Source organism: Xanthomonas euroxanthea, assembly GCF_900476395.1.
Lineage (GTDB): Bacteria > Pseudomonadota > Gammaproteobacteria > Xanthomonadales > Xanthomonadaceae > Xanthomonas > Xanthomonas euroxanthea.
Window position 1 is genome coordinate 133,792 of the sequence record NZ_UIHB01000005.1, and the last position, 13,304, is coordinate 147,095.

The following is a 13,304-nucleotide window of genomic DNA, read 5'->3' on the forward strand; positions in this document are numbered from 1 at the left end:
GGCCTCATCCCCCAGGCCATCGGCCGCGTTGCGGCCTGGGCCACCATGGAGCACGACCCCAATGACCGTTGAAACCGACAAGCAGACGCTTGGCTTCCAGACCGAGGTCAAGCAGCTGCTGCAGCTGATGATCCATTCGTTGTACTCGAACAAGGAAATCTTCCTGCGCGAGCTGGTCTCCAATGCCGCCGACGCCGCCGACAAGCTGCGTTTCGAGGCACTGGTGAAGCCGGAGCTGCTGGAAGGCGGCGGCGAGCTGCGCATCCGCGTGGATTACGACAAGGACGCGCGCACCGTCACCATCGACGACAACGGCATCGGCATGAGCCGCGAGGACGCGGTCTCGCATCTGGGCACGATCGCCAAGTCCGGCACCGCCGACTTCCTCAAGCATCTGAGCGGCGACCAGAAGAAGGACGCCAACCTGATCGGCCAGTTCGGCGTGGGCTTCTACAGCGCCTTCATCGTCGCCGACCAGGTCGATGTCTACTCGCGTCGCGCCGGCCTGCCGGCCAACGAGGGCGTGCACTGGTCCTCGCGTGGCGAGGGCGAGTTCGAAGTGGCCAGCGTCGACAAGCCCGAGCGCGGCACCCGCATCGTGCTGCACCTGAAGGACGGCGAAGACAGCTTTGCCGACGGCTGGACGCTGCGCGGCATCCTCAAGAAGTATTCCGACCACATCGGCCTGCCGATCGAGATGCGCAAGGAGCACCACGGCGAAGCAGCCGACGCGCCGGCCGAGCCCGAATGGGAAGCGGTCAACCGCGCCAGCGCGCTGTGGACGCGGCCCAAGTCCGAAATCAAGGATGAGGAGTATCAGGAGTTCTACAAGCACGTCGCCCACGATGCCGGCAACCCGCTGGCGTGGAGCCACAACAAGGTCGAAGGCAAGCTGGAGTACACCTCGCTGCTGTTCGTACCCGGCCGCGCCCCGTTCGACCTGTATCACCGCGATTCGGCCAAGGGATTGAAGCTGTACGTGCAGCGCGTCTTCATCATGGACCAGGCCGAGCAGTTCCTGCCGCTGTACCTGCGTTTCATCAAGGGCGTGGTGGATTCGTCCGACCTGTCGCTCAACGTGTCGCGCGAGATCCTGCAGTCCGGCCCGGTGGTCGACTCGATGAAGTCGGCGCTGACCAAGCGCTCGCTGGACATGCTGGAGAAGCTGGCCAAGGACAAGCCAGACGACTATGCAACGTTCTGGCGCAACTTCGGCCAGGCGCTGAAGGAAGGCCCGGCCGAGGATTATGCCAACCGCGAAAAGATCGCCGGCCTGCTGCGCTTCTCCTCCACGCATGACACCACTGGCGCGCAGAGCGTGGGCCTGGCCGATTACGTAAGCCGCCTGGCCGAGGGCCAGGACAAGCTGTACTACCTCACCGGCGAAAGCTACGCGCAGATCAAGGACAGCCCGCACCTGGAAGTGTTCCGCAAGAAGGGCATCGAAGTGCTGCTGCTCACCGACCGCATCGACGAGTGGTTGATGAGCTACCTCACCGAATTCGACGGCAAGTCGTTCGTGGACGTGGCCCGCGGTGACCTGGACCTGGGCAAGCTGGATTCGGAGGAAGACAAGAAGGCGCAGGAAGAAGTCGCCAAGTCCAAGGAAGGCCTGGCCTCGCGCATCAAGGCCGCCCTGGGCGACGACGTGGCCGAAGTGCGCGTCTCGCACCGCCTGACCGATTCCCCGGCGATCCTGGCCATCGGCCAGGGCGACCTGGGCCTGCAGATGCGTCAGCTGCTGGAAGCCAGCGGCCAGGCCGTGCCGGAGACCAAGCCGGTATTCGAGTTCAACCCGGCCCACCCGCTGATCGAAAAGCTGGATGCGGAAGCCGACATGGACCGCTTCGGCGATCTGAGCCGGGTGCTGTTCGACCAGGCCGCGCTGGCAGCGGGCGATAGCCTCAAGGACCCGGCCGGCTATGTGAAGCGGTTGAACAAGTTGTTGCTGGAGTTGTCGGCGTAAGGGTTGCGACACCTTTCGTGACACACCAGGACCGGCGCATGCGCCGGTCTTTTTTTTGGGGCCTGTCTCGTGGCGACGATTGGAAGAGCGGCGACAGCGGTATCCAACACCACACCGCCTCGGTAACGGCTCGCACTCCTCCATAACGCAGATGCACATGGGACGATGACGACAGTCTTGCCTAATGCGGCCCTAGGAAAAAATCAGTCGGACGTTTATCGGGTCCTCGTTGTCGGGATCATGGCCGGGTGCGTCGCGATGCCTGCGCGCATCGTGCGCGCTCCGGCCAAAGCGCAGGCAATGTCATTGAAGACCAGCCGCGGCGGCGCTTACGCCGACTCCAACACCCAGCACCCGAACGCCGGCCCGGCCGAGTAGCCGGTTTCCGGTTCGATGCGGATCTGCAGCGTGTCGCGGCCTGCCACCGCTGCGGGCAAGGCGTAGTCCACATCGACGAAGTCGAGGCCGCGGTTGCCATCCAGGCGTTCGTTGGCGATGAGTTCGCCGTCGGCGAGGATGCGGAAGCGGCGGCGGGTTTCGTCGCCCCAGTAGCGTAGGCGCAGGATGCGGGCCTTCGCGGTGTTGCGCAGGGTGAAGGCGATGAAGCCGCCGGTGCGGGCGTCGCGGCCGGCGCGGCGGCGGTAGCTCAGTGCGTAGGAGCTTTCGCTGTGCAGGCCATGCGCTTTTTCGGACGCGTCATCGCCCAGGGCGACGCGGTCCAGTGCGCGCGCGTCCAACGCCTGTTGTTTCGCGTCTGCTGCGGCCTGTTCGACTTGATGCTGCCGCCATGCGGCGGCATCGCGATGCTCCAGGTAGGGCGCGCTGCGGCGATCGAACTGGGCGTAGAACGGCGAGAAGCGCCAGTGCTGGTCGCCGTCGCGGTAGTCGAACGCAGCGTGGCCTGCCGCCGGCTGCAGGCGCTGCAAGACCTCATCGCCGCCGATCAATGCCGGGGCCTTGCCCGACCAGGGTTTTGCCGCATCGCCCAGGTCGGCCGCCAGTACCAGCGGCCCGCGCAGCAGCGAGACCCAGGCCGGGTCGTCCGGCGTGGCTTCCAAGCGCAACGGCATCTGCAACGACAAGGTGAGCGTGTCGCCAGCGCGCCAGCGGCGGGTGATGCGCAGGTAGCCCTCGCTGACGGCGGCATCGACCGGCTGGCCATTGAGCTGCAGCTTCGGCGACTGCGCCCAGCCGGGCACGCGCAGCGCGAGCGTACGTTGCTCGGCCGGCGCGGCATCGATGCGCAGCGAGGCGCTGCCCTGCTCCGGCATCGTGCTGTGCAGGGTCATGTCCAGCCCGGCGGCGTCGCGCACGCTGGAGGGCACATACAGGTTGACGTAAACGCCCTGCCCGTCCTGCCAGTAAATCGAGTCGCCAAACTGGGCATGCGCTTCCATGCCGCTGCCGACGCAGCACCAGAAATCGTCGAACGGCGACGACCAGCCACGCGCTTCGCCGGCCAGCATCGGTGTCATGTAGGTGAACATGCCGGTGCGCGGATGCTGCTGCGCCATCACGTGGTTGAGCAGCGTGCGCTCGTAGTAGTCGAAGAACTCGGCCTGCGGGCCCCACTGGTACAGATGGCGGGTGAGCTTGAGCATGTTGTAGCTGGCGCAGTGCTCGCAGGTCTGCTCGGTGAGAAACTTCGAGATGCTGTCCGGCTGCTGGAAATACTCACGGTCGCCGTTGCCGCCGATCACGTAGGTATGGCGGTCGGTGACGGTGTGCCAGAAGAAGCGCGCCGCCGCGCCCGAGGCGGCATCGCCGGTGACCTCGTACTCGCGTGCCAGGCCGATCAGCTTGGGGATGTTGGTGTTGGAATGCTGGTGCACCAGCTCGTCGCGCTGGGCGATGAGTGGGTCGAGCACGGCGTCGTGGTGCAGGCGCTGCGCCAGCGCCAGCCATTGCGCATCGCCGGTGCGCACATGCAGTTCGACGAAGGATTCGTTGAGGCCGCCGAATTCGCACGACAGCACTTTCTGCAGCTGCGCGTCGTCGAGTGCGGCGAAGACGCCTTGCAGATAGCCGGCCAGGCCCACCGCCACCTGCAGCGCCTGCGCATTGTCGCAATGCGCATGCACGTCGAGCAGGCCGGCAAACAGCTTGTGCCAGGTGTACAGCGGTGCCCAGCTGCCGTTGAGGTAGAACGGGGCCGGGTCGATCTTGCCGCGCTTGAGCTCATCGAACACCGCGCGGCCGCTTTCGATCTTGCCTGCGGCATTCTTGCGGGTGAAGCCGGCCACGTAACCATCGCCTGCGTGTGCCTGGCAACGCGCCAGCTCGCCCACCAGATAGGCTGCGCGTGCGCGGCATTGCGCATCGCCAGTCTGCGCATGCATCAGTGCCAGCGCGCTGAGATAGTGGCCCAGCGTATGCCCGGCGATGGTGTCTGCCTCCCAGCCGCCGTATGCCTTGGCCTTGGGATCGAGCCCTGCGTAGAGTACGAAGTTGTGCAGCAGCCGGTCCGGCTGCAGCCGCATCAGATAGCGACGATTGGTCTGCAGCGCGTCCAGGAACAACGACGGCGTGAGCCGCACCTGCGCCAGCGGCACTGCGCGCACGCTGCCGGGTTGCGCGGCACTGGCCTGCGCCGGAAACCTCAGGAAACCCGCCGCAACCGCCAGGCTGCTCCAGGCCAGAAAACGGCGCCGTGACAGGCTCGGCGCGTGGTCGTCGGGCAACTTGCTTGCATGCATATCTGTCATGAGCTCAGCTTAACTCCTGTCGACGCGCTCAGACCGCGCGCCATTGCGACACACACCTGCGCAACCGCGTACGCCCGCGACCGCACAGACATGCGCGCGACCGATGACATCTGGCCGCACGCACCGGCGACAAACCGCCCGATCAGAACTTCACCGTGGCACGCGCCCAGTAGAACCGACCCAGCAGATCGTAGGTGGCCACATCGGTATTGGCATTGCCGACGTTGTTGGAGTAGTACAGCGGCGGCTGCTTGTTGGCGATATTGTCCACGCCCACTTCGAAACGCGTGTGCCACGGCTCGACGTTGTAGCCGAGCTGCAGGTTGTTGTAGATGTAGGCGCCGATCTTGCGCACTACCATCGGTTCGCTGGAATCGGCCGACAGGCTCTGGTCCGGGTCCGAACTGCCGATGGCGGTGTGCCCCACATAACGGATGCGCCAGGTGGCGCTCCAGTCGCCCAACGCCCAGTTCACCGTGCCCAGCGCACGCCAGCGCGGGAAATTGCCGTAGGCCTGGGTGTAGCGGCCCACGTTGTGGATGGTGACCGAGCTGGGGTCGGTGGTATCGGGCAGCACGTCGTAACGGGTGAGATAGGTGCCGTTGAGCCCGGCGCTGAGATTGCCCCACGCGGTGGGCGGCGCGCGGTAAGTCAGGTTGAAGTCCATGCCCTTGGCCCACAGCTTGCCCAGGTTGACGGTGGGTTCGGCGATGTAGTTGATGGTGCCGTTGCCGTTGCGATGGATCAACGCGCAAAAGGCGCTGGCCGAATTGGCGAAACATTGATTGAGCACGGTCTGCGCCGACACCGTGGTGATGGTGTCTTCCAGATCGATGCGCCACCAGTCCGCGCTCAGCGACAGGCCGTCGATCCACTGCGGGTCGTACACCAGCCCCACGTCGTAGGACTTGCCGGTTTCCGGCTTGAGCTGGTACCCGGCCACCGCCGCGCCTGACACCTTGCCCGACACCTGGCCATCGGATTGCTGGTAGCTGCCGTCGGTGGGCACATTGGCGCAGGCCACGGTGTTGCCACCGGTGTAGCCATTGCACGGGTCGTTGACGGTGGCCGCATCGCCGGCCACGCCGGCGTACAGCTCGTTGATGTTGGGCGCGCGGAACACCTCCGACACCGTGCCGCGGATCAGCAGGTTCTCGATCGGGCGATATTCCAGCGACACCTTGCTGTTGGTCTTGCTGCCGACCGAACTGAAATCGGAAAAGCGCGTGCCCAAGGTGATGTTAAAGGCGTTGATGCCGGGCAAGTCCTTCAATAGCGGGAACAGCGCCTCGGCATAGGCTTCCTTGACGTCGAAACTGCCGGCCAGGGTGGACGAACAGAATTCGATCACCCCGCACAGGCCGTCTTCATCGCCGGTCCATAGCGGGTCCGAGGCGGTGGTCGAGCGCTCCTTACGATACGAGATGCCGGTTGCCAGGCTGACGGTGCCGGCCGGCAGATCGAACAGCGAGCCGTTGGCATTGGCCTCGAATTGCTTGACCGTGTAGACGCTGGTCACGATCGGGTTGACCACCATGCCCTGCAAGGTGGACAGGTTGGCGCTGTCGTTGAGGTTGAAGAAGTTCAGCGGTGTGCAGCCGGCAATCGCCGCGCCTGCGCTGCCGCACTTGACTGCGCCATCGCTGTCCAGGAACGACGGGCCGATGGCCTGGTTGAATGCGACATAGTCGAGAAAGCCGTTGTTGATCGACTTCTGTTTGACCTTGCCATAGTTGAAGGTGGCATCCCACTGCCAGGAGCTGTCGCCGAAGCGGCCGCGCAGGCCGGGGCTGATCTGGAAGTTGTAGGTGTTGTACTGATAGCTGCGATTGCCCAGCACGGTGGCGCGCGTGTTGAGGTCGTTGTAGGAGGTGCCGGTGCTGCGATCGGTGCCGAAGTTCACGCCGAACGGGTTGTAGTAGCTCTGCGCCGACACCAGGATGTTGTCGCCGTTGGCGAAGATCGGGATCGGCGCAATGATCGAGGCGGACTCTGTTTTGCTGAACCAGGTGTTGACGTAGCCTTCGACGTTGTCGCTGAAGCGATAGCTGCCCAGCAAGAACGCATTGGTGCGCTTTTGCGGGGTCTGCAACAGGTTGAACGGCTGGTAGTTGTAGGAGTCGGCGCTGGCGTCGTAACAGTGGAAATCGCCCGGGCCAGCACGACCGCTGACGCCGCTGTTGAGAGTGACCCGCCCGCAGCCGTTGGCCTGCGCCAGCTGCGCGGACTGATCCGAGCCGTCGTTGAAATTCACGGTACCGGTCGGCGTTGCGGACGAGCCCTGCTTCACCGGTTGCCCGTTGGTCAGTGCGAGCGCGTCCCTGGAATAGTCGCGCGCCGCTGCCGAGACCGGATCGATATTGTGATACGACAGCCCGCCGATCAGGCTGCCGCGCTCCCAGGTCTTGCCGGTGGTCAGGGTGAAGTTGCGTCGATTGCCATCGCCTTCGCTGCTGGTGCCGAAGTCGCTGCTGAACTGCACACCGTCGAACTGGCTGCGCAGGATGAAATTGACCACACCGCCGATGGCGTCGGAGCCATAGACCGCAGAGGCGCCGTCGCTGAGCACTTCGATGCGCTCGATCATGCTGGACGGAATCGCGTTGACGTCGTTGTAGGCCAGACGAATACCGTTGACCAGCACCAGCGTGCGTTTGTCGCCCAGGCCGCGCAGCGAAATGGCCGACGCACCGGTGCCGCCGCCGTTGTTGGTGTAAGGGTTGGTGGCGTTGCCGGCGATCGATGGCAGCTCCTGCAGCAGGTCGCCGACCGTGGCCTTGCCGGTGGCGGCGATCTGTTCCTGGCTGACCGTGACCACCGGGTTGGCGGTTTCGGTATCCACGCGGCGCAGACGCGAGCCGGTAACGACCACGCTGTCCAGCGTTTGTGGCGCATCAGCGCTGTTGCCTGCCTGCTGCGCAGACACGGGAGCGGCGGCGCCCGCAGAGAGCGCCAGCAGCAGTGCGGCGCTGAGCATGCTCGGCAGCGGGCGCGTGGTCGTGCCGGTGGTCCGGGAGAGAGGCAACAGCAACATCGGCATGCAGGGCTCCTGAGTCGTATGGCAGACAAACGATGGGCAACACACGCCCGTGCCGGCGGACACCGGCGCAGGGCAAGATGGATGGCAGACGCGCACGCAGCGACATCTCTCGCCACGGCCGTGCTGCAGACACGCAGACAACCTGCGACGCGCACGACCACCCAGGGTCGCGCAGCAGCGCGTGTTGTCGAAAAAGGTGTTGGTTCCGCACCGGAGGCGCCCATGCGCTCCAGTTTCATCAGCTGGTCACAATGTGCCTGTGCGCATGCGCCACGTCTTGTCGCATTTGGCGACAGCGCATGCGGATAACCGCATGGTTCGCAAATGAACCAGCCTGTGTCGATGCGCTCTGCAGCGATGTCGGCAGCTGGACGCTACGCGCAAGACCAATGGTGACGCACCCTGACGATGTATCGCCTGCAACCATCTGCGATGTCGGTCGATCCAGGCATCGCGCGATGCGTCTGCATGCAAGAGTGCACTGAGGGCCGTCAGCGTGCACTGCCCTGCCCGCACTCGTTCAACGGCCGCGGTCTATGCAGTGCCGTCAACCGGTGTGTCGGCAGGCCCGAACCTGGGCTGTCACGGCGTCTGCGTCGGTGTCGCTGCCTGGTCGTGGTTCCAGTCCGGTGTTGGCGCCTGCTGCATCCAGCGCACGAAGAAATCCAGCAGGCGGCGCCTGCCATAGTCGCCGCCGGCACCGTGATCGCCGCCGGGCACCACCAGCAGGTCGAAATCCTTGCCGGCCTTGATCAGGCGATCGGCCACCTGCAAGGTGCTGGCCGGATCGACATTCATGTCCATGTCGCCAGTGACCAGCAGCAGATGCCCTTGCAGCCGCGCGGCATTTTCCACATTCGACGATTCGGCATACCACGGCCCGACCGGCCAGCCCATCCATTGCTCGTTCCACCAGATCTTGTCCATGCGGTTGTCGTGGCAACCGGAATTGGCCACGCCTGCCACATAGAATTCCGGATGGAACAGCAGCGCACCCAATGCGTTCTGGCCACCGGCCGAGGTCCCGTAGACACCGACACCGCCGTCGATGACGTACCAGGGATACTGCGCGGCAGCGGCCTTGTGCCAGGCAATGCGATCCGGCAGGCCGGCATCCTTGAGGTTGCGCCAGGCCACATCGTGGAAGGCGCGCGAGCGATTGTTGGTGCCCATGCCATCGATCTGCGCGACCGCAAATCCCAGCGCGGTCAGCGCTGGCGTGCGGGTGCTGAACGTCTTGGGGACGAAGGACCCCTGCGGGCCGGCGTAGATGTCTTCGATCACGCGATAGCGCTGCTGCGGATCCAGGTGTTGCGGGCGCTGGATCACGCCCCAGATCTCGGTCCTGCCGTCGCGGCCGGTGGTGTGGAACGGCAACGGTGGCTGCCAGCCGGCAGCCTGCAGACGACGCAGGTCGGTGCGCTCCACCGTGTGTGCCAAGCCGCCGTCGGCACTGCGCCGCAACTCCAGCACCGGGCCAAGATCCACGCGCGAGTACAGGTCCAGGTACCATTTGCCATCGGGTGAATAGCGCACCTGGTGATCGGCGGCCGCTGGCGTCAATGCAGTGAGCCCGCTGCCGTCCAGACCGATGCGGTAGGCATGGCGGTAATACGGGTCTTCGCCGGGCTGCATGCCGGAGGCAGTGAAATACAGCTGGCCTGCGGCCTCGTCGAGGTAGTCGAGCTTGCGCACCACCCAGTCGCCCCGCGTGACCTGGCGGATCACTTCGCCGCTGTGGCCGTCGTACAGATAGACATGCTCCCAGCCATCGCGCTCGGAGGCCCACAGGATCTGCGCGCCGTCGGCCAGGTCGCGCCGCGCGTGCTTGCCGCCGTCTTCGTGCTCGCCGCTGAGTTCGGAGTATTCGATGAAGGTGGGCGAGGTTTCCTCGATCAGGGTGCGCGCGGCGGCCGTGCGTGCGTCCACTTCGATGACCCGATACAGCTGGTGCCCGCGTGCGTTGTATTCGAAGGTGAGCCCGCGGCTGTCCTTCCACCAGACCATCTCGCTCAAGCTAAAGGCATTGGGCAGCAGCGTCATCGCCACCGGATGCGCCGCGCGCGTGGCGATGTCGAACAACACCGGCTGCATCACCGGCAAGGCATCGCCGGGCTTGGGATAGACCTGCTGGTGCAGCTTCGGCTGCAGCTGATCGGTTGGCGCCGATTCGATGTAATAGACCATGCGCGGCGGTGGCGCCTTGACCCGATACGCAGCCAGATGCTGCGAGTCCGGCGACCACACCACGCTGTCGAGCGCGTAGTAATCATCGGCACTGCCATCGCGGCTGAGCACGCTGCGCGCGCCACCGCCGACCGGTGCGATGACCAGATTGGCCTGCTCCACCCAGGCGCGCCAGCGGCCATCCGGCGAGAGCCTGGCCTGCCGCTCGCCCTGCTTGAGCGGCAGCCGCATGTCCATCGATTCGGCCTGCAGGTCGCGGTCGGGCACATGCGTGCAGCGATAGCGGGCCAGGTCGCATTGCCAGCCTTGCTTCGCCAGCTGGAAGCCCAGACGCTGCTGTTGCAGCGTGGGTTGTTCCAGCTGCAGATGCGTGGCGTCGATACCTTGCGCACCTGCCTGCGTCAAGGCCGCGGCCAGCCGCGCGTGGTCAAAGGCCAGCGTATTGCGGCCGCTGGCCGCATCCACCAGGCGATACTCGATGGCCGGCGCCTGATCGGCACGTGCAACGCCACGCCGATACAGAAAATGCCCCGCATCGATCCACACCGGCGCAATCGGTTGCCTGTCGACCAGCGACGCGTAGTGATCGGACAGGCCGATCGCCTGCGCGTACTGTGCCGGCGTGGGCGCTGGCGATGCAGCCGCCGCGCTTGCCGACAGCGTCCAGAGTGCAATGCTCAGGCAGCACGCAGCGATGCGGTGCCACCGAAAGGTCTGATGCAGGAGTGGCGTCATGTGTCTATCTGCGGAGATGGCGTGGTTATTGGCTGCGCGTCGTGCACGTCGAGAGGGGAGGACGTGCATTGGCAATGGGGTGCATGCCCGAATCGGCCTGTACACAACGGCCTGCGAAGGCCTCCGTGGTCGATGGCGGCCGCGGTAACGCGACAGGGCTGGCACGGTCATCGCGCCAACGGCCCATTACCCGTACCAGGCCTGCACCTTCACCGCCGCCGTGCTGCCGGGCAATGCCACACGATCGGCATGCGGGCCCTGCGGACGCGCCGGCTTGCCGTCGACGAGCACGCGGGTGAGCTTCTTACCCTTGGGCACGCGCAGGCTCAGCCAGGTGTGCCTGGGTGACCGTTCCGGCAGTTGCACCTCGGCATCGATACGGCGTGCCTCCACGTCAGCGCGCAAGCTCAGCGTGAGCGTGCCCCAGCGTGTGGGCGCCGCGGTGATGCCGACCGCAGCGCCACTGCCCAGCCATGCGCGCGGCAGCGCACGTGCCAGAAACAACTGCTCGCCCGCGCTGTCGTCGCTGACCAGCATCCAGCGCAGCAGCAACGGGATGGTCATCTGCGCGGGGATGCAGAACAACGGCATGCCGCCGGTGATGCCGCTGACCTCGCCGGCCGTCCAGCTGCCGCGGGTATGCACCTGGTAGCGATGCGCGTAGACGAACAGCAGGTACTCTTCGATGCGATCCAGCCGCAGCAGCTGTTGCGCATAGCCGTAGGAAATGAAGCCGAGCAGATCGCGGCTGCCCGGCTCCGGCGGTGCGATATTGGCCACCACGCCGATGCTGGTGCCGCCATGGCCGCGCAGGCAGTCGACCACCAGGTTGGCCAGGTCCTCGGGCAGTACATCGGCCTGCAGCAACTCGGCGTAGGCGCGGTGCGGCCACTGCTGCTCGCTGGGCTTTTCCTGCAGCAACGATTGGCGAAACGTCAGTGTGGTGCCCGGCAACGGGCCGACATACGGCGGCGACAGATCGCGACGCACGTTGGCACGCAGGCTGGCCTCCAGCCGTGTGCGCAACTGCCTGGCGCGACGCTGCCATTGCGTGGCCAGACCGGCATCGCCACCGAGCGTGCTCCAGACCTGGGCGATGTCTTCCCAGCCGCGAATCGTCAGCGCGCTGTTGGCGTAATACGGTTTCCACCACAGCGACGGGTCGGGAAACAGGCAGGCATCGGATTCGTTCCAGCCGTGCAGCAGGCCATGCCCATGCGCGCTGCGCGGCAAGGCCAGCGCCTGGTCGTGCAGCTCGCACAGCAGCTGCGCGGTGGCGGCGATCTTGGGCAGCAGGCGCCGCAACCGCGCAGCATCGCCGGTGTAGCGCAGATAGCGCGCCAGCAGCGACAGGGTCAGCCCGAACTGACCGACCTCCGGCCCGCGCATGTTCGGCAGGCCATCGTCCTGCACGAAGTCGTCGAAGTAGTTGTCCAGTACCGCAGCGGCCTGCGCGAAGCGGCCCCATTCCAGATTGGCGTAGAACGAACTGGTGAAGGTGTCCTGGAAGCCGTCGTACTCGTTGCCGTAGTAGTCGCGCTCCGCCGCACCGTACTTCGGGTAATCGCCACCGGGGCGCACCACCAGCTCGCGCGCAAACGCGAACTGCGCCATGGCGTTCCAGCTGGCATCGGGCAGTTGCGCCTGCACCGTGCCGTCCAGGGCCTGCTGCCAGTACGCGGCGAAATCGAGCACTGCCGCGTAGAACTGTTCGGCAGTGGCCGGCTTGCGCGACGGTGCGAACGCGGGATAGCTGTGGGTGTACTGCACGCCGACGATCTCGCCGCCGCGCACATGCATCGTGCGGTGCCAGGTCTGCACCACGAAGCGATCGCTGGCACGCACATCGGCAAACACCAGCACGTCGTACCAGCTATCGACCTCGCCGTCGCGCCGCATCACCTTGCGCACCGCCGGCATCCAGCCACCCAGCAGACCTTCCTCGCGCCGTTTGATCAACGCCTCTTCGCCCAGCTCGGCGAAGGCGTGTTCCGGCCGCGAGGTGCGGCTGCGGCCGTTGGGCAGGATCGGCATGGTGTCCAGGCCTTCGCGCGTGCCGACGAAGGTGGTCCACGGCCAGCGGCCACCATTGTCCTTGGGGTCGAGCAGCGAGGCCGGCGGCGGCGCGACATCGCGCACCTGCGCCTCGTCCGGGTCGCCATCGCGCAGCAGGCGGTCGGCGAGCAGATCCGCCTCGGCCATCGCCACCTCGGCCAGCGACATCCCGAAGTACGGCTTGCCCTCGGCGGGATAGGCCGGCTCGGTGCGTTTGTCCAGACGTAGCATGCCGCTGTCGGTCCACAGCGTCAGCGCACCCTGCGGGTCGTCGAGATGCTCGTAGACGGTCCAGTCCTGCTGCAGATGCCGAAAGCTGCAAAGTTTGCTGCCGACATGCGCGGCCGACGGCAGTGCTTCAAGACGTGGCAGCGCCGGTGGCGGCAACGTCGCCGGGGTGTGCGGCGTGCCCGGCATTGCGAGCGCGGCACCTGCGCCCACCGCCGCGGTCGCGGCCATGCCCTGACGCAAAAAGGTCCTGCGGTCCATCGTCGCGCCCTCGAGTGATCTCATCCACATCGTGCGCGACTGCGCACCCTGCGTCTTGTGGCGCGTGTCTGGCACGTGTGCGGAAATCCGCACATAACCGCGCACCGGTCGACCAACGATCGCGCCT

5 protein-coding genes are annotated in these 13,304 nt (G+C 65.8%); 1 reads left to right on the top strand and 4 read right to left on the bottom strand.

Features of this window, described 5'->3' with window-relative positions; translation table 11 throughout:
* Nucleotides 1-61 precede the first annotated feature (61 nt).
* Nucleotides 62-1,966 carry a molecular chaperone HtpG gene (gene htpG, locus CPBF1521_RS14720; protein ID WP_104647945.1) on the top strand — a complete coding sequence of 635 codons (1,905 nt, stop codon included), beginning with the start codon at nucleotides 62-64 and terminating at the stop codon, nucleotides 1,964-1,966.
* A 329-nt stretch (nucleotides 1,967-2,295) separates the two neighbouring features.
* On the opposite strand, the gene CPBF1521_RS14725 is transcribed toward htpG, so the two are convergent.
* The 4 genes from CPBF1521_RS14725 to CPBF1521_RS14740 form a co-directional block, all read right to left on the bottom strand.
* A complete protein-coding gene (locus tag CPBF1521_RS14725) occupies nucleotides 2,296-4,671 on the bottom strand; it encodes a glycoside hydrolase family 127 protein (protein WP_115677467.1) in 2,376 nt (791 codons plus the stop codon).
* Nucleotides 4,672-4,813: 142 nt separating this feature from the next.
* On the bottom strand, nucleotides 4,814-7,711 hold the full coding sequence (locus CPBF1521_RS14730) for a TonB-dependent receptor plug domain-containing protein (protein WP_115677468.1): 2,898 nt from the start codon (nucleotides 7,709-7,711) through the stop codon (nucleotides 4,814-4,816).
* 582 nt (nucleotides 7,712-8,293) lie between these two features.
* Nucleotides 8,294-10,633, bottom strand: a complete 2,340-nt coding sequence (locus CPBF1521_RS14735; RefSeq protein ID WP_115677469.1) for a S9 family peptidase — start codon at nucleotides 10,631-10,633, stop codon at nucleotides 8,294-8,296.
* 186 nt (nucleotides 10,634-10,819) lie between these two features.
* Nucleotides 10,820-13,177, bottom strand: coding sequence for a glucosidase family protein (locus CPBF1521_RS14740; RefSeq protein WP_115677725.1), 2,358 nt, complete (start codon nucleotides 13,175-13,177; stop codon nucleotides 10,820-10,822).
* Nucleotides 13,178-13,304: the final 127 nt, after the last annotated feature.

What these genes read in the sequence shown, in the direction of transcription:
- htpG (WP_104647945.1), top strand. Translation starts at nt 62, where the DNA reads ATGACCGTTGAAACCGACAAGCAGACGCTTGGCTTCCAGACCGAGGTC.
- CPBF1521_RS14725 (WP_115677467.1), bottom strand. Translation starts at nt 4,671, where the DNA reads ATGACAGATATGCATGCAAGCAAGTTGCCCGACGACCACGCGCCGAGC.
- CPBF1521_RS14730 (WP_115677468.1), bottom strand. Translation starts at nt 7,711, where the DNA reads ATGCCGATGTTGCTGTTGCCTCTCTCCCGGACCACCGGCACGACCACG.
- CPBF1521_RS14735 (WP_115677469.1), bottom strand. Translation starts at nt 10,633, where the DNA reads ATGACGCCACTCCTGCATCAGACCTTTCGGTGGCACCGCATCGCTGCG.
- CPBF1521_RS14740 (WP_115677725.1), bottom strand. Translation starts at nt 13,177, where the DNA reads ATGGACCGCAGGACCTTTTTGCGTCAGGGCATGGCCGCGACCGCGGCG.